The 17,552-nt window shown below is 27.4% G+C and carries 21 protein-coding genes; 12 read left to right on the top strand and 9 right to left on the bottom strand.

Going from position 1 to position 17,552, the window contains the following annotated elements:
• Positions 1-11: 11 nt before the first annotated feature.
• The 3 genes from GXK56_RS08415 to GXK56_RS08405 all read left to right on the top strand — a co-directional run bounded on the left by GXK56_RS08415 (position 12) and on the right by GXK56_RS08405 (position 2,097).
• Complete coding sequence (locus tag GXK56_RS08415) at positions 12-221, top strand: helix-turn-helix transcriptional regulator (protein ID WP_160687026.1); 210 nt, start codon at positions 12-14, stop codon at positions 219-221.
• Positions 222-254: 33 nt separating this feature from the next.
• Positions 255-779: a signal peptidase I gene (lepB, locus tag GXK56_RS08410; RefSeq protein WP_160687025.1), complete on the top strand. Its 525-nt coding sequence runs from the start codon at positions 255-257 to the stop codon at positions 777-779.
• Between the two features lie 154 nt (positions 780-933).
• A complete protein-coding gene (locus GXK56_RS08405; RefSeq protein WP_160687024.1) occupies positions 934-2,097 on the top strand; it encodes an SAM-dependent methyltransferase in 1,164 nt (387 codons plus the stop codon).
• Between the two features lie 114 nt (positions 2,098-2,211).
• On the opposite strand, the gene GXK56_RS27740 is transcribed toward GXK56_RS08405, so the two are convergent.
• Positions 2,212-2,367, bottom strand: coding sequence for a hypothetical protein (locus GXK56_RS27740; RefSeq protein ID WP_202127848.1), 156 nt, complete (start codon positions 2,365-2,367; stop codon positions 2,212-2,214).
• A 342-nt stretch (positions 2,368-2,709) separates the two neighbouring features.
• On the opposite strand from GXK56_RS27740, the gene mutL reads away from it, so the two are divergent.
• The 4 genes from mutL (at position 2,710) to GXK56_RS08385 (ending at position 7,664) form a co-directional block, all read left to right on the top strand.
• Positions 2,710-4,806 (top strand): DNA mismatch repair endonuclease MutL, encoded by a 2,097-nt coding sequence (gene mutL, locus GXK56_RS08400; protein ID WP_160687023.1) that lies wholly within the window; start codon positions 2,710-2,712, stop codon positions 4,804-4,806.
• Positions 4,807-5,028: 222 nt separating this feature from the next.
• Positions 5,029-5,958: a tRNA (adenosine(37)-N6)-dimethylallyltransferase MiaA gene (gene miaA, locus GXK56_RS08395; protein WP_160687022.1), complete on the top strand. Its 930-nt coding sequence runs from the start codon at positions 5,029-5,031 to the stop codon at positions 5,956-5,958.
• A 41-nt stretch (positions 5,959-5,999) separates the two neighbouring features.
• On the top strand, positions 6,000-6,233 hold the full coding sequence (gene hfq, locus GXK56_RS08390; protein WP_160687021.1) for an RNA chaperone Hfq: 234 nt from the start codon (positions 6,000-6,002) through the stop codon (positions 6,231-6,233).
• Between the two features lie 141 nt (positions 6,234-6,374).
• Complete coding sequence (locus tag GXK56_RS08385) at positions 6,375-7,664, top strand: methionine gamma-lyase family protein (RefSeq protein WP_160687020.1); 1,290 nt, start codon at positions 6,375-6,377, stop codon at positions 7,662-7,664.
• 141 nt (positions 7,665-7,805) lie between these two features.
• Here the strand turns inward: GXK56_RS08385 and lexA are convergent, their stop codons facing one another.
• Complete coding sequence (gene lexA, locus GXK56_RS08380; protein ID WP_160687019.1) at positions 7,806-8,411, bottom strand: transcriptional repressor LexA; 606 nt, start codon at positions 8,409-8,411, stop codon at positions 7,806-7,808.
• A gap of 257 nt (positions 8,412-8,668) precedes the next feature.
• On the opposite strand from lexA, the gene GXK56_RS08375 reads away from it, so the two are divergent.
• The 3 genes from GXK56_RS08375 to GXK56_RS08365 all read left to right on the top strand — a co-directional run bounded on the left by GXK56_RS08375 (position 8,669) and on the right by GXK56_RS08365 (position 10,492).
• Positions 8,669-9,169, top strand: a complete 501-nt coding sequence (locus GXK56_RS08375; RefSeq protein ID WP_160687018.1) for a GAF domain-containing protein — start codon at positions 8,669-8,671, stop codon at positions 9,167-9,169.
• A 115-nt stretch (positions 9,170-9,284) separates the two neighbouring features.
• Positions 9,285-9,704, top strand: a complete 420-nt coding sequence (locus GXK56_RS08370) for a hypothetical protein (RefSeq protein WP_160687017.1) — start codon at positions 9,285-9,287, stop codon at positions 9,702-9,704.
• Between the two features lie 83 nt (positions 9,705-9,787).
• On the top strand, positions 9,788-10,492 hold the full coding sequence (locus GXK56_RS08365) for a hypothetical protein (protein WP_160687016.1): 705 nt from the start codon (positions 9,788-9,790) through the stop codon (positions 10,490-10,492).
• Between the two features lie 121 nt (positions 10,493-10,613).
• Here the strand turns inward: GXK56_RS08365 and GXK56_RS08360 are convergent, their stop codons facing one another.
• A complete protein-coding gene (locus GXK56_RS08360; RefSeq protein ID WP_160687015.1) occupies positions 10,614-11,603 on the bottom strand; it encodes a tyrosine recombinase XerC in 990 nt (329 codons plus the stop codon).
• A gap of 498 nt (positions 11,604-12,101) precedes the next feature.
• Here GXK56_RS08360 and GXK56_RS08355 point away from each other — a divergent pair, with 498 nt between their 5' ends.
• Together GXK56_RS08355 and ybaK are read left to right on the top strand one after the other, a co-directional pair.
• Positions 12,102-12,836, top strand: coding sequence for a hypothetical protein (locus GXK56_RS08355; protein ID WP_160687014.1), 735 nt, complete (start codon positions 12,102-12,104; stop codon positions 12,834-12,836).
• Between the two features lie 20 nt (positions 12,837-12,856).
• Positions 12,857-13,336, top strand: a complete 480-nt coding sequence (gene ybaK, locus GXK56_RS08350; protein WP_160687013.1) for a Cys-tRNA(Pro) deacylase — start codon at positions 12,857-12,859, stop codon at positions 13,334-13,336.
• A gap of 290 nt (positions 13,337-13,626) precedes the next feature.
• Here ybaK and miaB read toward each other — a convergent pair whose 3' ends face one another.
• From miaB to GXK56_RS27730, 6 genes are all read right to left on the bottom strand, one after another.
• The gene (gene miaB, locus GXK56_RS08345; protein ID WP_160687012.1) at positions 13,627-14,997 is read right to left on the bottom strand and encodes a tRNA (N6-isopentenyl adenosine(37)-C2)-methylthiotransferase MiaB; all 1,371 of its coding nucleotides are present in this window, start codon (positions 14,995-14,997) and stop codon (positions 13,627-13,629) included.
• Between the two features lie 85 nt (positions 14,998-15,082).
• Positions 15,083-15,634 (bottom strand): GNAT family N-acetyltransferase, encoded by a 552-nt coding sequence (locus GXK56_RS08340; protein WP_243156059.1) that lies wholly within the window; start codon positions 15,632-15,634, stop codon positions 15,083-15,085.
• A gap of 425 nt (positions 15,635-16,059) precedes the next feature.
• A complete protein-coding gene (locus GXK56_RS27735; RefSeq protein ID WP_202127847.1) occupies positions 16,060-16,233 on the bottom strand; it encodes a hypothetical protein in 174 nt (57 codons plus the stop codon).
• 47 nt (positions 16,234-16,280) lie between these two features.
• Positions 16,281-16,502 carry a hypothetical protein gene (locus GXK56_RS08335; RefSeq protein ID WP_160687010.1) on the bottom strand — a complete coding sequence of 74 codons (222 nt, stop codon included), beginning with the start codon at positions 16,500-16,502 and terminating at the stop codon, positions 16,281-16,283.
• A gap of 64 nt (positions 16,503-16,566) precedes the next feature.
• Complete coding sequence (locus tag GXK56_RS08330) at positions 16,567-17,055, bottom strand: hypothetical protein (protein ID WP_243156058.1); 489 nt, start codon at positions 17,053-17,055, stop codon at positions 16,567-16,569.
• A 199-nt stretch (positions 17,056-17,254) separates the two neighbouring features.
• Entirely contained in the window at positions 17,255-17,404 is a 150-nt protein-coding gene (locus GXK56_RS27730; RefSeq protein ID WP_202127846.1) for a hypothetical protein, read from the bottom strand.
• Positions 17,405-17,552: the final 148 nt, after the last annotated feature.

Here is a 17,552-nt window from a genome sequence, read left to right as displayed (position 1 = left end):
AGGAGAAATTTATGGAAGAGGCATTAATTTTACATAATAGATTAAAAATAGCTAGAGCTGAAAAAAAATTATCACAAGGAGATTTAGCGAAACTAGTCAGTGTATCACGTCAAACAATTAGTTCAATAGAAACGGGGCAATTTTGTCCAAGTGCAAAATTAGCATTATTAATCTGTATAGCTTTAGATAAAAAATTTGAATATCTATTTTATTTTGATTAATATTGTATATTTAAAATTTAGGAGGTATGTATTTTGATAAAAAATCTTAATGTAAATAAACTGTTTAAAGAATGGGTTATCCCTATAATTTCAGCTTTAATATTGGCTGTTCTAATAAATAAATTTATATTCTTTAATGTATATTTGCCACCAAGTGGTTCAATGATTCCTACTCTAAATAATTATGATAGAGTTATTGTAAGTAGAATATACAATCCAGATAAGCTTCAAAGAGGAAATATTATTGTATTTTATTCTAAAGAGCTTGATGAAAGATTAGTTAAAAGATTAATAGGAATTCCTGGTGATGAAATAGAAATCAAAAATGGAGTGGTATTTATTAATGGTACTAAATTAAATGAAGACTATGTTAAAAACAATAAGGACTATAGCGGAAAATTTAAGGTGCCTGAGGGAAAATACTTTTTCTTAGGAGATAACAGGGCTGGTTCATATGACGCTAGAGAGTGGCAAAATCCTTATATTGATGGTTCTGATATAGAAGGAAAAGTTTTGTTTAGATTTTATCCATTTAATGATATGGGATTTGTTCAATAGATCTATAATTCAAATTAGTTCGTTTAGAATAATCATAGGTATACAAAGTTGATTGTATTTTCTTGTCCCAAAGAATTTATATTTGTTAAATTGGCATATATAGTGTTATTATTATATATGCCAATTTAATTTTAAAAAATAAGGTGTGTTGAATATGGAAGATTTAAAAAAAGTAATTGAAGAAATTATACAAGAAGAAATAATAAAATTAGTTATTAGCAATAAAATTAATAAAGATGTGGAATATAATAAAATAACCTTTGTTCTTAAAGAAAATAACAATAAGCAATATTATCAAATAGAAAAATATACTGATAAGCAAGTATTTCACGAAAATATTGAACCAAGTCTTTTAGGAGATAAAATCTTAGAATGTGTAGCTTCAAATTATAAGCAGCTTTCAGCTTGGTCAAATGAGACTACCTTTGATATGAAAATATCTAAAAAAGGTAAGTTATTGCTAACAAAGAAAAAAAGCGATAATGGAAAGCTAGCAAAGAAAGATCATAATAAGGGTAAAAATTATATTTTAAAAGAAGGTATGATTATCGAACCGCTTATAGATTTAGGTATTTTCACTAAAGAAGGAAAAGTTATTAATTCTAAATATGATAAGTATAAGCAAATAAATAGATTTGTAGAAATTATTGATGATGAAATCAAAAAAAATGAATATGATGAACTTACTATTTTAGATTTCGGCTGTGGGAAATCTTATTTAACTTTTGTATTATATTACTACTTTGTCGAAATTAAAAAGATAAAAGTAAATATGATAGGTTTAGATCTTAAAGCAGATGTTATTAAAAAGTGTAATGATATAGCTAAACGTTATGATTATAAGGATTTACACTTTGAACTTGGAGATATAAATGGTTTTAAGTATAATAATAAGGTCGATATGGTAATTACATTACACGCTTGTGATACAGCTACTGATTATGCTTTATACAATGCAATAAAATGGAATACTAAAATGATTTTTTCTGTTCCATGTTGTCAGCATGAATTTAATCAGCAAATGGAAACAGATCATTTTTCTATATTAACTAGATATGGAATAGTACAAGAGAGAATTGCTGCTCTTATGACAGATTCTGTGCGTGCTAATCTTCTAGAATGTGTAGGCTATAAAACTCAGCTTTTAGAATTTATAGATATAGCACATTCTCCTAAAAACATATTAATAAGAGCTTCAAAGGCAAATGTATCTAAAGAAAAAAGGAAAAAGGCCTTAGAGGAAGTAAAAAGTTTAATGAAAGAATTTAATTTTGATCCAACATTGTATAAGTTATTAAAAGAAGATACTTTAATTTAACCATAAAACTTAGAATTAAATTAAATAGAATGATTTGAGGCCTAAGGAAATTATCCATGCATATAGTTTATTAATACTTTATGCATGGTTTTTTAATGTGAATTTTACTGTTAACTATTGAGGATCATTTTTAAAATCTGTATGAGGAGAAGGTTCATTTTCTCCATAAGGACTGTTTTCATTGCCCTTGTTTTTCATTCGTTTAGCATAATTACGAGTGGTTGGATCAGTGCTGTTTTTCTTTGATAAACTATCAGAATTATTATCCATGTAAAAGCCTCCTTATATAAATAGATTACTATTTTAGCTTTTCCATATAAATTAAAAATATTATTTATAATTGATTTTATAATAAGTGATAAGTTCAAAATTATGGGAAAATTCCTCATTACAAAGTAATTTCGTGTTGTGGCAAAGCTCCTAATTTGAGAGTAGTTTCATATTGTGTTGTATATCAACTCTTTTTATATGCTCTCTTTTATCAGTTCATACTCACTCTTTCTATAAGAGTACATTTGAATAAAATATAGTAAGTTTACTAAGAATTATGTCAAAAACTTTACATAAAATATAGTTATGTATAAAATGATAGTAGAAGGGAGGGCATATTTAATGAAAAGAATTAATATTTTAAATGAAGATACTGCAAATAAAATTGCAGCAGGTGAAGTTGTTGAGAGACCCTCTTCAGTAGTTAAAGAATTAGTGGAGAATTCTATTGATGCAAATGCAAAAAACATAACAATTGAAATAGAAGAAGGTGGAATATCTCTCATTAGAATTATAGATGATGGAGATGGAATTTATAAGGAAGATATAGATAAGGCTTTTCTTCCACATGCAACAAGTAAAATTAAAGAATCAGAAGACATTTATAATATAAATACGTTAGGTTTTAGAGGTGAGGCACTTCCATCTATAGCATCTGTTGCAAGGGTGAATTTAAAATCTAAGCAAGAAAATGAAGAGTTCGGATACGAAATATCTATTGAAGGTGGTAGAGCTAGAGAGGTCACAGAATGTGCAGTCAATAAAGGAACTGTAATTGAAGTTAAAGATTTATTTTTTAATGTACCTGCAAGGAAGAAATTCTTAAAATCAGTTTCTAAAGAAGGCTCTTTAATAAATGATATAATAACAAGGCTTGCCTTAGCTAACCCTAAAGTTAGTTTTAAATTATATAATAATCAGAAAAAAATTCTTCATACTTTTGGGAATGGAGATTTAAAAGATGTAATTAGAACTATATATGGTAAAGCTATAACTGATAACATACTTTATTATGATGATACTTCAGATTTAATAACTATTTATGGTTATGTAGGAAAAGAAGAAATAGCTAGAGGTTCAAGGAATAATCAAAGCATATTTGTAAACAAGAGATATATAAAAAATAAGTCTCTTGGCATAGCTGTTGAGCAAGCATTTAAATCTTTTTCAACAGTTAATAAATTTCCTTTCTTTATATTATTTATAGAGCTTTATCCTGAGTATGTTGACGTAAATATTCACCCTACTAAGGCAGAAGTGAAATTTAATGATGAAAGAATGATTTTTAAGAAGATATTTGGTGCAGTTCATACAGCATTAAAAAATGAAGTTTTTGATACATTTGCAATTAAGGAAGAAGAGGAAACAGAAAAACAACCTATAGTACCAACTTTTGAAGAAATAACCTTTAAGATAAAAGAAGAAGAGGAAAAGGTTAAAGTTGCAAATACCTTAGCTAAAACTATGATGGAACAAGGAGTAGATTTAAAAGCTAATAATTCTTCCTCAGAAACCCAAACAATAGGTACATATACTTCTGATTATAACTATACTCCAGTTGTCACGAATGAAAATGATCATATGGATTCTACTGAAGATAATGATTCATATTCAGAATATAGAACTGCCGATTCATTAGAAGACCTTAACGAATCTTCAAAAGTAATTGTTAATATTCCTATAGATCTTAAAGCTCATATTAATACTGAAGGCTTAAATAATGAACTTGTAATTAAAGAAGATATAGCTTTTAATAATGAAACTTCTAACAATAATGCTGAATTAAATGAAATCAGTGAAACAACTGAAGAAACTAAAGAAGTAAAGGAAAACATAAATGTACCAAAGCCCATTGCTAAATTTCCACCTATAACTATAATAGGTCAGTATAACAAAACCTATATATTAGGTGAATACGAAGGTACTTTATATATGATTGATCAACATGCTGCTCATGAAAAGATTTTATTCGAAAAGTATTTAAAAGAAATTGAAGAGGGTAGTATTATTATCCAGCCACTTATGATACCGAGTATAATTGATTTAAGTATAGATGATTATTCTTATTTTGAAGAAAATAAAGATATATTTAAAACAGCTGGATTTTTACTTGAAGAATTTGGTGGTAATTCATTATCCTTAAAAGAGGTTCCGTACTTTTTAGGAAAATTAAATCCAAAGAAATTATTTTTAGATATACTTGATAATCTTAAAAATTTGGGTAATGGAAAAACAAGTGAAGTTAAACATAATGCCATAGCTAGCAAAGCATGTAAGGCTGCAATAAAAGGTAATGATAAATTAGAACTCAATGAAATGATTAAATTAATTGAAGATTTAAGATATATTGATGATCCATTTCATTGCCCACATGGAAGACCTGTTATAATAAAGTTTACAAGTACAGATATAGATAAGAAATTTAGGCGTATAATATAAAATTAAATAATGATGAATGGTCAATAATGGATGATTGAGGAGTATATTCTTCCAGGTAATCTTTAAATTTATTTCAACAAAGCCAATGGCTTTTATTCCTTAATTATTCATTTAGACCCGATACTAGGATTCATTTTTTACCTATTGAATTTATAATAAAGTTTACTATCTCAATAGGTAAAATTATATAAATGTGCCTAAAGAAAGGAATTGATAAAATAAATGAAAAAAAAATTACTAGTAATAGGTGGTCCAACTGCTGTTGGTAAAACAGACCTTTCTATTAAGCTTGCTCAAAAATTAAACGGAGAAATTATTTCAGCTGATTCTATGCAGATTTATAAATACATGGATATTGGTTCTGCAAAAGTAACACCAGAAGAAATGAATGGAATTCCACATTATTTAATTGATGTAATAAATCCAGATATTCCATTTTCAGTTGCAGATTTCAAGGAATATGGTAACAAAGCACTAGAAGAAATTTTAGCTAAAGGAAAGCTTCCTATAATATCAGGGGGGACTGGTCTTTACATAAACGCTTTAACTTGTAATATGACCTTCACAGAAGCGGAGAAAGATGAACAGTATAGGCAGTACCTAGAAGAGTTAGCCTTAGAAAAAGGTAATGAATATGTACACGAAATGCTAAAGGAATGTGATCCTATAAGCTACAAGGAAATTCATCCAAACAATAGAAAAAGAGTAATAAGAGCACTGGAAGTATATAAGCTTACAAACAAACCCTTTAGTTCTTATAATGCTGGAGAAGATTTTTATAATAGTAATTATGATGTTTATTATTATGTATTAACTATGGACAGAGAGAAATTGTATAGTAGAATAAATATGCGTGTGGATATTATGATGGAAAAAGGCCTGTTAGAAGAGTGTATAAAACTTAAGGATATGGGATATACTTCAGATATGCAATCAATGCAGGGGATAGGATATAAAGAAATTTTATATTATTTAGAAGGTAAGATATCTTTAGAAGAAGCAGTCAATATGATAAAGCAAGGATCACGTAATTATGCAAAAAGACAGCTAACATGGTTTAGACGTGATACTCGATGCGTATTTATTGATAAAGATATAATGAATGATGAAGAAATTTTAGATAAAATCATTAATGACATAAGAAAAAACTAAGGGTATAATTATAATAAAGTTTCTTATGGAGGTGTTACGATTTGGTCAATAAACAACAAAGCAACTTGCAGGATATTTTTTTAAATAACGCAAGAAAAAATAGACTTCAAATAACAATACATTTAATGAATGGATTTCAATTAAAAGGTTTTGTAAAGGGTTTTGATAATTTCACTGTTATTTTAGAATGTGAAAATAAGCAAATGCTTATATACAAGCATTCAATATCAACAATAACACCAATTAAGCCAATTTTATTTACAGAAAATGAATAATATTAATATTAAAATTAGGTGGGGTAATACCCACCTAAAAACTTTAGGGAGAAAAAATTAAAAATAGTTTTACAATACATTCTCTAAGCTGTAAAATATATATTGGTTTTTTAATTACAATAGCTTAAGGAGAAATAAAATATGCTAAAGAAAACAGAAGAATTTTTAATAGACAATTATAATATTAGTCAAAGAACATTTGAAATATATAGACAGGCTCTTTCTGATATTGAAGAACAATTTAAAGAATATGATGAAATTAGAGAATTTAATCAACTTAAAGTTTTAAGAGCTTTTCAACAAGAAAAAATTAGTGATTCTCATTTTACTAATACAACTGGGTATGGCTTAGATGATTTAGGAAGGGATGCTTTAGATAAAGTTTATGCCAATATATTTAAGGCAGAAGCAGGGTTGGTTCGTCCTCATTTTGTAAGTGGAACTCATGCTATTGGTTGTGCTATAGCTGGAAACGTACGACCTGGAGACAAAATCCTTTGTGTTTCAGGAATTCCATATGATACTTTACTTGGAGTTTTAGGATTATCAAAAAAGAAAAATCCAGGTTCTTTAGATCAATATGGAGTAAAAACAGACATAGTAGATTTAGATAAAGAAGGTAATTTTCAATTTGATAAAATTAAAGAAGCTTTAAAGGCTGATGAAAGCATAAAACTTATACATATACAAAGAAGTACAGGTTATGCATCAAGAAAATCATTTTTAGTTTCACAAATTGCAGAAGTAATTAAAAATATAAGAGAAGTTAGAAAAGATGTAATTATATTTGTAGATAATTGCTATGGAGAATTTATTGAAACAACAGAACCTACAGAATTTGGTGCTGATATAATGGCTGGATCTCTTATGAAAAACATAGGAGGAGGCATTGCACCTGGAGGCGGATATATTGTGGGTAAAAAAGAGTATGTTGATGCAGCTGCTAACAGAATGACTGTACCTGGTGTAGGCGGTGAATACGGTGCTACTTATGGGCTTATGAGAAGTTTCTATCAAGGATTGTTTTCTGCACCACATGTATCAATTGAAGCTGTAAAAACAGCAGTATTTTGTGCCCGTGTAATGGAAATTGCAGGTTTTAAGGTATTCCCAGCTTCAAACGAAAAAAGAACAGACATAATTCAAGCAATCGAATTTGGCGATCCTAAGAAACTGGTTAATTTCTGCAGCGGTATACAAGCAGGTTCTCCAATAGATGCTTTTGCTGTATGCGAACCATGGGCAATGCCTGGTTATGATAATGAAATTGTAATGGCTGCAGGTGCATTCATTTCTGGATCCACTATAGAATTATCAGCTGATGGACCTGTTAGAGAGCCATACATAGCTTATATTCAAGGCGGTTTGAACTTTGACCATGGCAAGATAGGCGTCCTTATTGGATTAAGCAAAGTTTTAGAAGTACAATAAACATTTAAGATATAATAAAACATATAAACCACCTAATTTACTCATTTTTACTCATTTATATTAATAAAAAAGTAAATTAGGTGGTTTATTAAAGTCATTTTCTTAAGTTTTTATAATGATTAAATTCTTCTTAGTGATTTTCTAAAAAGCTCTAAATATTCCTACTAATTTACCTAGTACTTGGCAGTCATCAACTATAATAGGATCCATAGAATCATTTTCAGGTTGAAGTCTAATATGATCTTTTTCTTTGTAGAATCTTTTAATGGTAGCACTATCATCTATTAATGCAACAACAATATCACCATTAATAGCACTATTAGTACTTTCTATAATAGCTAAATCATTATCGTTAATTCCAACATTAATCATACTTTTACCTGAAACTCTAAGCATAAAAAGTTCTTTATCATGCTTTATATAATCTAATGGTATAGGAAAAGTATCTTCTACATTTTCAGTTGCAAGTATTGGCAAACCTGCAGTTATTTTTCCTACAATAGGAATATTAATCATTTCCTTCTTTGGAGTTGAAAGTTCTGCTATTTCGAGAGCTCTTGGTTTTGAAGGATCTCTTTTAATCATGCCTTTTTTCTCTAATCTTTTTAAATGGCCATGAACAGTTGAAGTTGATCTTAAAGATACAGCTTCACAAATTTCTCTTACAGAAGGTGGATATCCCTTATTTTCAGTATAACTTTTTAAAAATTCATATATTTCTGATTGCTTATCTTTTTCGTCTGTCATTACAAACACCTCACTATTCCTATAATTAGTATATCACATACTTAGATATATAGCAAACTTATGTTCTAAAACATCTTAAGTCTTTAAACTGTTATATAGTAGTAAAACTAATTGCAATTTTGTTATAATTTAAACTTTATATATTATTCTTCCCATATTATTAAAATAATAGTATTATATTTATTATAAATATTAAAAATATATACAATATTTTTAATGTATTAAATAATTACTTTATGAAAAGGAAGGACAAATCAATGTTTGATATAAAGGTTTTTGAAAATTTAAGTACAGAAAGTAAATTAGATAATATGCTTATTATGCTTGAAGGATTAGTTCAAGGAGATGAATTATCTATAACAAAACTTTGTAATGCTTCAGCATTAATTAACGCTATTATTGGAAGAATAAATTGGTGTGGATTTTATTTAGAAAAAAACAACGAACTTATTTTAGGACCATTTCAAGGAATGCCAGCTTGCACTAAAATTCAAATAGGAAAAGGTGTTTGTGGAACAGCTGCATTAAAAAGAGAAACTGTATTAGTTGAAGATGTAAATAAATTCGAAGGACATATCGCTTGTGATGCAGCATCTAATTCTGAAATAGTTATCCCAATAGTTAAAGATGATAAACTTATAGGCGTTCTTGATCTAGATAGTAGTGAATTGAATAGATTTACCAAATTAGAACAAGAATACTTGGAGAAGTCAGTTGATATTTTAAACAAATATATAGATTGGCAAGAAATTTTTTAAAATTAAATTATATTTTAAAGTAAAATTAATTTTGCAATTTCTTAGGAGAAAATTTGATTTGATTTATTAATTTTGATATAATTATTATTCTAAAATAAAAAATGAGGTGTTTCAAATGGCATATAAATATACAGATGATGATTATTGTGATATTTACGAAAATAAAATTTGTGATAACTGTGGTAAGTGCTTGGAAATGGATGGCATAGATACAAAGGCTATAAAAATAGAAGAAATCGCAAAATCAAAAGAAGAAAATGAAATATTAGAAGAAGAATTTTTTAATGATTTAAAAGCTTCTTTAAGCGAAGATGAGTTGGAGGAAATAAACGAAGATAATCTTGATTTAAAAGAAATATACAATAAATTTGGAAAAACATCAGATTTAACTGATGAATTTTTAGCCGATGAAGAATACGAAGATGCTTTTGATCATATTGAATATTTAGACGAAATAGGTTTGACAAACGATGTTGATCTTGAAGAAATGACCGAGGAACTTTATCCTGGAATCAGAAAACTCAAAAGAGAGTAGAGTAGTATTATGAATAGATTTTCTCTTTATTCCACATAATAATCATGTGACATATTATAAGTTATATGAAAGGGTGGTTTATTATGAAGAGAAAATCTATTTTAGCTTTGATTTTGTTTGGAGTGCTTATAAATTCTGCGCTATTAGATGGATGCAAAAATACAACAATGCGCCCAAGGACTGGCACAAACAACAATGCCACTAGTCAACAAGGAACCGGAACTGGTACAAACAACAATGCTACTGGTCAACAAGGAACCGGAACTGGTACAAATAATAATGCTACTGGTCAACAAGGAACTAGAACCGGAACAAACAACAATGCTACTAGTCAACAAGGAACTGGAACTGGTACGACTGTTGGAAATACAGGCGAACCAGCAAATCGAAATTCTGCTAATATGACTGATACAACAAGAAATGCTACTGACGGAGCAATTAACGCCGCAAATTATACTGCCATGAACTTTAGAGATGATTTTGCAAAAGCAGGATATAAACTTAAAGATTCAGCAAATACTGCAAAAAATTATTTCACTGGAAACGAAACTGATTATATGGCAGGAAATGATATTGTTAGAGTTTATGAATATGGTAATCCTAAAGATTTAGATGGAGATATCAAAAAAATTTCTAAAAACGGATTAACTATTAATGGAACAAATGCAAATTATACTAGAGCTCCATATTACTATAGGAAAGGGAATTCCCTTATAATGTACGAAGGCAACGAACCTTCATACATCAATCAATTTAATTCAATGTATGGATCTCCTTTAATTCGTTAACATACTTTTGTTTTTTAAAGAAATAAATATACATATTAGAAAAAGAAAGTTACTGTATTTTAATAAATTCTGTAACTTTCTTTTGTTTTATAAAATACGAATTAGCAAATAGGAGAGTGGTCTATAATTTTGAAAGTGGATTTGATTTAACTGCATCTCTCAAAGAATCATCATCAACGTGAGTGTAAATTTGAGTTGTAGATATATTTTCGTGTCCTAAAATACTTTGAAGACTTCTTATATCTACATTTCCATATTTGTACATAAGGGTAGCAGCAGTGTGTCTTAATTTATGTGGAGTATATTTGTCATCTGTATAACCAGCATTTGTTATATGTTTTTTTATCATAATTTCAACGGTACGTTTACTAATTGGTAAATTTCGCGAAGATAAAAATAAATATTTTTTATTTTCTAATAAAGCTTTGGAATCATCTCGGACGTTTAGATAATTTTTCAAAGCTTTTAAACAAGCTTCGTTTAAATAAACAGTTCTTTCCTTGTTACCTTTACCGATTATAGTTAAAGTGTCTTCTTTAAATTTATCAATTTGTATACCACACAATTCCGAAAGCCGCATTCCACAATTTAAAAAGAAAGTAAGAATACAGTAATCTCTATGATAATTTTTATTATTATTATCTAATGAATCTAATAAATGTATACTCTGATTCAAAGTAAGATACACAGGATGACGCTTATTTAGTTTAGGCGACTCTAACTCAATAGCTGGATTGTCCAATATAATTTTTGCTTTGTTTTGAAGAAATTTAAAAAATGATTTTAATGTCGCAACCTTTCGAGCTCTTGCGTAGGAACTGTTACTTCTGTATTTTTCTGTAAACGAAAGAAATGCATATAAGTCTCTTAATTTTATTTTTTTCAAAAATTCATCATCAATTTCTCTTATATCAATTTCTTCAAATTCAACTAAATTTGATTGGATTTTCCCGGTGTAAATCATCATAAACCTAAAAAATACAACCAAATCTGTTTTGTATCCATTTATGGTATTTGGTGACTTACTCCTTATAGTTTCTAAATAATTCAAAAAATCAATCATACTATCTGGAAGGTTTTCGTTTTTAATAACTTGAATATCGTATTTCATAATTTTCACCCATAATTTCTATATATTTTTTGTAAACGCCTTTAAAATCAACCTAGTTTCAAGTAATTCTGGCATTTTTACTAGTGTTAACTATATTATATCAAAATTCTAAAAACAATACAATAATTGCGTTAAATGTATATTTAACGCAATTATATAAATGTAATTTTCTTTTGAAGCAAAATCTTTGTCTTGTATTATTAGTCATTATTTAAATGTATATTTCAGATTGTTCTCTTCTAATTCATCTGCATAAAATAATCAACATCGATTCTGACAAAAAATAAAATTTGAAAATATCTTTAAACATTATTTTGTACCTTGCAAAACAACTTGGAATATAAAATCTCTCACAACAATGACCGAGTTGCAAAATACACAACTTAGATTGCAGATTTAAAAATTTATTATAGTATTACTATATTATGTTATAATATTATAGTTAATATAGTAAATTATTAAGTTACATTAGTTATTTTTCAATAACGGAGGTTTATAATGGCAAAATACTACAAAAATTATTCAGATGAAGTTAGAAAAATTATTAACAATACCATTCTAACACCAGCTGAAGATGAAAAATTAAAGAAATGTATGAAAATAATAAAGCCATATTTAAAAAATGTATTTGAAGATATGTATAAATTGTTTATTAGCGATTTGTCGTGTAATGAAACAGGAAATGTATACGGTAAAAACGAACGGACAATACAATATATATTTAAAAAATTAGATTTGGAACGTAACTTGAAAGACGCTCAAAAAATAGCAGTTAAAAAGAGAGATTATATTAGTATTCGTAAAAGTTATAAAAAAACTATGCTGGATAGATTTGTTAAAACGCAATTATCTGGTAGTACTGTAGAAGATGTAGTTCGTCTTAAAATCTCTCAAGTACTAGGAAAAGAGTTATTTGGTAAATATGAAGTTATTGTTGGAATAAATACAATGACAACTGTTGGAGAATTAGATATTCCAGTAATTATTATTAACGATATTAATACCTACAAATTCGGCATTGAAGTTAATGGAAAATTCTTTCACAAAGGCAAAATGTGCAAGGATCTTAACAAAAAATCAAATTTAGAGCAGCTTGGTTATACAATCTTTAAAATAGATACCAAAGCCTATTATAGAGAAAATAGTATTAATAACATCAAGTACTATGCTGAATTAGAAGAACAAATTTTTGAAATATGTAATTGTATATCACAAATTGTTTTAAACAAATAAAATATTGGAGGAAAATTAAAATGGCAAAAGAAACAAAAACCAACGCAATGAGATTATTAGACTCAAATAAAATTAATTATACAACTCACAGCTATGAAAATAAAGATAACAAAATAGATGGAATTGCAGTTGCAAACAAAATAGGCAAAGATCCTGAATCTGTTTTCAAAACTCTTGTAACTCAAGGACATTCTAAAGAATATTTTGTTTTTGTAATTCCAGTTGCTGAGGAATTAGATATGAAAAAGGCAAGTAAAGCTGCTGGTGAAAAAAATATAGAAATGATACATGTAAAAGATATAAATTCTATTACTGGCTATATTCGCGGGGGCTGCTCTCCTCTTGGAATGAAAAAAACTTTTAAAACATACGTTCAAGAAGAAGCTTTACTATTTGACACAATTGTTTTTAGTGGCGGAAAAATTGGAGCTCAAATTGAAATAAATCCAAATGATCTTCAAAAAGTTATTGAATGCTCATTTGTAGATGTTATTAAATAAATTTGAAATATTACTGAAAACCAAAATCATATTAGCCAAGCTTTTATGCTATCCACTCTCCTTCTTTATACATAGAAAAAGAATCTATATAGTTAAAATATAGATTCTTTTTCTTATAATCAACTTTAGTAATTTTCAAGTTATATTTCTTTACTATTTACTTTTAGTTCTATTTTAATTTAAATTCCTTGTTTCAGGAAAGATCCTTGTTGTGGAATAGCAACTTTTTTAAGAAGTTTATAACTGCTTCCTTCATAAATATATAGCGGCTCTTTTAGTAGTGTATGTTATTATTTAACTAATTCCCCCACTAAAGAGAAAGAATTTGCTTTAACTATTTTAACATTAACTAATTTTCCAATTAGCTCTTCCCCACCTTCAAAATTAACAATTCTATTATTTCTAGTTCTACCAGTTAATTTAGAATCATCATTTTTACTAAAGCCTTCAACTAAAATTTCATAAGTCTTGCCTTCTGCTTCCTTATTACCTATAGCTATCCCCGCATTTGAAATTTCAAGAAGTCTGTTAAATCTATCATGTTTAATTTCTTCTGGAATTTGATTTTCCATTTTATCTGCTGGAGTATAATTTCTTCTTGAATATATGTATGTAAAGGCAGCGTCATATTGAATTTCCTTAACTAATTCTAAAGTTTCATTAAAGTCCTCTTCAGTTTCTCCTGGGAAACCAACGATTAAATCTGTTGAAAATGTTACATCTGGAATTTCACGTCTAATTGTTTTAGCTAATTCTATATACTGTTCTCTAGTATAATGTCTGTTCATTTCTTTTAAAATTCTATTAGAACCACTTTGTACAGGTAAATGAATTTGCTCACATATCTTATCACAATCTCTAATAGCATAAACAACATCTAAAGTTAAATCCTTAGGGTGAGATGTCATGAATCTAATTCTTTCAAGTCCATCTATTTCATTTATCCTTCTTAGAAGCTGAGCAAAAGTAATTTCTTCTTCTAATTCTTTTCCATATGAATTAACATTTTGACCTAAAAGGGTAACCTCTTTATATCCTTTGGCTACCAAATCTCTAATTTCATTTTCTATATCTTCAGGTTTTCTGCTTCTTTCTCTTCCTCTAACATAAGGAACTATACAGTATGTACAAAAGTTGTTGCAGCCATACATTATAGTTACAAAGGCTTTTGCATCACTTTTTCTATCAATAGGAAGTCCTTCAACTATTTCCGTTTCCTTATCTATAATTTCCTTGATTTGTACCCCTTCAGTTTTGACTCTGTTTAAGTATTCTGGGAATTTATATGAATTATGTGTTCCAAATATTATATCAACATAAGGATACTTTTCAAGAATTGCATCTGCCATTCCTTTTTGTTGCATCATACATCCACATATAGCAATTATTAAATCCGGGTTTTCTTTCTTTTGTCTTTTTAATGCTCCAATATTTCCATATACCTTGTTTTCAGCATTTTCTCTAACACAACATGTATTAAAAATTATAATAGATGCTTCTTCTTTATTTTCTGTACGCTCATACCCTATTCTTTTAAGCATTCCTGATAGTTTTTCAGAATCCTCTTCATTCATTTGACATCCAAATGTAGAAATACAAAATAATTTTTTCTCTGATCCTTTTAATTTTTGATCATCTAATTTTTCTATATCAAAATTCATTATTTTTTCCTCCGTTTTTATTCATTACCTTTAGTATTATAACAAATAATAATTACAAATTAAAGTCTAGGATAATAATTCAATTCTATATAAAAAATAAATTTATTTTTCTATACAATGATGTTATAGGATTGTCTTCTTTAAAACCAATCTTTTTATATAGTGATAAGGCACTTATGTTTTCTCTTTCTACTTTTATATAGATAGATTTAATTGAATTATTATAACAAAGCTTTATTAAATATTTAAGAAGCATTTCTCCATATCCTTTTTGTCTATATGCCTTAAGAATGCCTAAATTCACTATTGTATATGCTCCATTACTATAAATAACTTGTCCATATCCAATAGCTTGTCCATCATTTTTGCATAAAAAAACACCAAAATTGTTTATATAATAATCCTCATCTTCTTCATCTGTAATATCACTTGCACTTAATGGAATTCTATTTTCATCATAAAACACTGAGTTTTGAATATTACATCTTAACTCTTCATCTTCACCTTCAACAAAATGCCTAAAAGTTATATCCTCATTTTTATCTATATGTCTAAAGATCATAGTTTCCATATTCATAAGTATTTCTCTTTTTAGTACTATTAACTTAAGTTTTTTTAAAATATAATTATTTTTCAAATTAATACTCCTAATTAATGATAATTTTTCTAAAAAAGTCATATAAAATTCCTCTTTCCCCATTTGTAATATGAATATAAATATATAAATGTTGTGAATCATAGTCTATTTTGTGTAAAAAAGGAAGTCAATTTTAATACCAAAAAGTCTATTAAACAATTTAATGGACTTTTTATACCTTAGTCTATACAAATTTACATATCATATTAATATATTATTTATACCATATGCCTAAATTATAGTTCTTGGAAAAGTTATAGTCAACCGATAATATGGTGCAAAAGTAACATATAATACTATTTTCAATTTTAAACGCAAAAACGTTTCCTTCAATTATTCATAACAAATACATTATGGTAACTGAAGGAAACATAAAGCATATTAGATTCCATTAATATTATATACAAATTTTATTTTTTTATTCATTAACACCATTTACTTTTTGATATTTGTGGTTTTTTTATCTTACCTTCAAATCCCTTTACAGTATAATGCTCAGTTAATTGCGCAGGATCATATGAAATGTATCCTCCATGATAATCGTAATATCCGTCGTTCATATTATTTTCAGTAGAATAATTTTTATCTTTTTTACTCATAATAATCACTTCCTCTACATATATATTGCAAATTACTTTTAAGGTTATTATTTGTTACAAGAACACCATTGGTTATTTGTTGCTGTTTTTTCATGCTTATGACAAGATTCATTTTTATCATAAGTTCTAGGTACAGATTGCCAATCATTATAACCCTCATTTTTCTTTTCTTTTCCATCACTATAGGAATTAGTAACACTACTATCACTTTTTTCTGGCTTAATACTTGAGAAACTTTCAATATTATTTGATTTAGATTTATCATTCATATTAAACACTTCCTTTCTACAAGATTATATTGTCCACAATAGCGTTCTTTTATCCGTATTTATATTATCCTAATTTCTCATTATTATCATCTTGTAGGTTGTTTAATACTTCAAGAAACATATTATACATTTCTACCTTTTTATCTTCATTATATAAGATTTTAAATCCAAAAGCTAAAATTAATACTACATATAAAACTACAAAAGAAGTTCCTAATTTTTTTATATAGTTATCAATGTATGAATAAATACCACTAGCTGTTAATCCTGCTAATAACGATGCGCCAATTCCACATCCACCACTTGTAAAAGAACCCAATTTAGCTTTAATATATATTTTTTCTAAACTTATATTCATAAACTCTTCATTTTCATACCATTTCCATACCTTATCATACATTAGAAATTTAACTTTATTTTTATCTTTTATCATCTTATACATAGTTTTAAGCATTTTTTCATATTTTTGAGTGATATCTGGAGTATATATTTTATATTCATTAACATTAGATTTAATAAGATGCTTGCCTTTTATAAGAACTCTTTTTTCCAAGATAAATATTTCCTCCCAATTTTTTATGTACATAGACTAAATAGTATTATTTTATTGGGTTAAGACTTCAATATAAAAATTTTATTTTAACTAATTAATTATATATGTATTATTTCTTTACTAATATAAAATATTCAAAACTCACAAAAAAATTGCAGATTAATGATTATTTAATCTGCAATTAACAAGATCTTTATAATTACTTTTGTTTTTCGTCCTTTTTAACCTTCTTTTTAGGAGGATTAGTATTATCATCATTTCTAAGCCATCCATTTAATACAGCCTCTGCTGCTCTAGCTGCTTGTTCTTCTGTAAGTGTTATTTTCTTTTTATCAGAATCATAACTCATATTCAATATTTCTCCCTTATTAAACATATGTAACAAATCTTTTTTACTTGAGAAAAATTCATTCTTGTAGCATAGGTGTTATTCTTATAGGTGAAAAGTTGCTAATTACAGAAAAATTCTGGTTGTAGCATAGCTCATCTTATTAGTA

The sequence above is a fragment of the Clostridium sp. C2-6-12 genome (assembly GCF_009928485.1).
Taxonomy (GTDB): domain Bacteria; phylum Bacillota; class Clostridia; order Clostridiales; family Clostridiaceae; genus Clostridium.
This window is presented reverse-complemented; position numbering and strand designations above follow the sequence as displayed.

Coding starts and splice junctions, on each gene's coding strand:
- GXK56_RS08415 (WP_160687026.1), top strand. CDS start 12: ATGGAAGAGGCATTAATTTTACATAATAGATTAAAAATAGCTAGAGCT.
- GXK56_RS08405 (WP_160687024.1), top strand. CDS start 934: ATGGAAGATTTAAAAAAAGTAATTGAAGAAATTATACAAGAAGAAATA.
- GXK56_RS27740 (WP_202127848.1), bottom strand. CDS start 2,367: ATGGATAATAATTCTGATAGTTTATCAAAGAAAAACAGCACTGATCCA.
- mutL (WP_160687023.1), top strand. CDS start 2,710: ATGAAAAGAATTAATATTTTAAATGAAGATACTGCAAATAAAATTGCA.
- miaA (WP_160687022.1), top strand. CDS start 5,029: ATGAAAAAAAAATTACTAGTAATAGGTGGTCCAACTGCTGTTGGTAAA.
- GXK56_RS08385 (WP_160687020.1), top strand. CDS start 6,375: ATGCTAAAGAAAACAGAAGAATTTTTAATAGACAATTATAATATTAGT.
- lexA (WP_160687019.1), bottom strand. CDS start 8,411: ATGACAGACGAAAAAGATAAGCAATCAGAAATATATGAATTTTTAAAA.
- GXK56_RS08375 (WP_160687018.1), top strand. CDS start 8,669: ATGTTTGATATAAAGGTTTTTGAAAATTTAAGTACAGAAAGTAAATTA.
- GXK56_RS08370 (WP_160687017.1), top strand. CDS start 9,285: ATGGCATATAAATATACAGATGATGATTATTGTGATATTTACGAAAAT.
- GXK56_RS08365 (WP_160687016.1), top strand. CDS start 9,788: ATGAAGAGAAAATCTATTTTAGCTTTGATTTTGTTTGGAGTGCTTATA.
- GXK56_RS08360 (WP_160687015.1), bottom strand. CDS start 11,603: ATGAAATACGATATTCAAGTTATTAAAAACGAAAACCTTCCAGATAGT.
- GXK56_RS08355 (WP_160687014.1), top strand. CDS start 12,102: ATGGCAAAATACTACAAAAATTATTCAGATGAAGTTAGAAAAATTATT.
- ybaK (WP_160687013.1), top strand. CDS start 12,857: ATGGCAAAAGAAACAAAAACCAACGCAATGAGATTATTAGACTCAAAT.
- miaB (WP_160687012.1), bottom strand. CDS start 14,997: ATGAATTTTGATATAGAAAAATTAGATGATCAAAAATTAAAAGGATCA.
- GXK56_RS27735 (WP_202127847.1), bottom strand. CDS start 16,233: ATGAGTAAAAAAGATAAAAATTATTCTACTGAAAATAATATGAACGAC.
- GXK56_RS08335 (WP_160687010.1), bottom strand. CDS start 16,502: ATGAATGATAAATCTAAATCAAATAATATTGAAAGTTTCTCAAGTATT.
- GXK56_RS27730 (WP_202127846.1), bottom strand. CDS start 17,404: ATGAGTTATGATTCTGATAAAAAGAAAATAACACTTACAGAAGAACAA.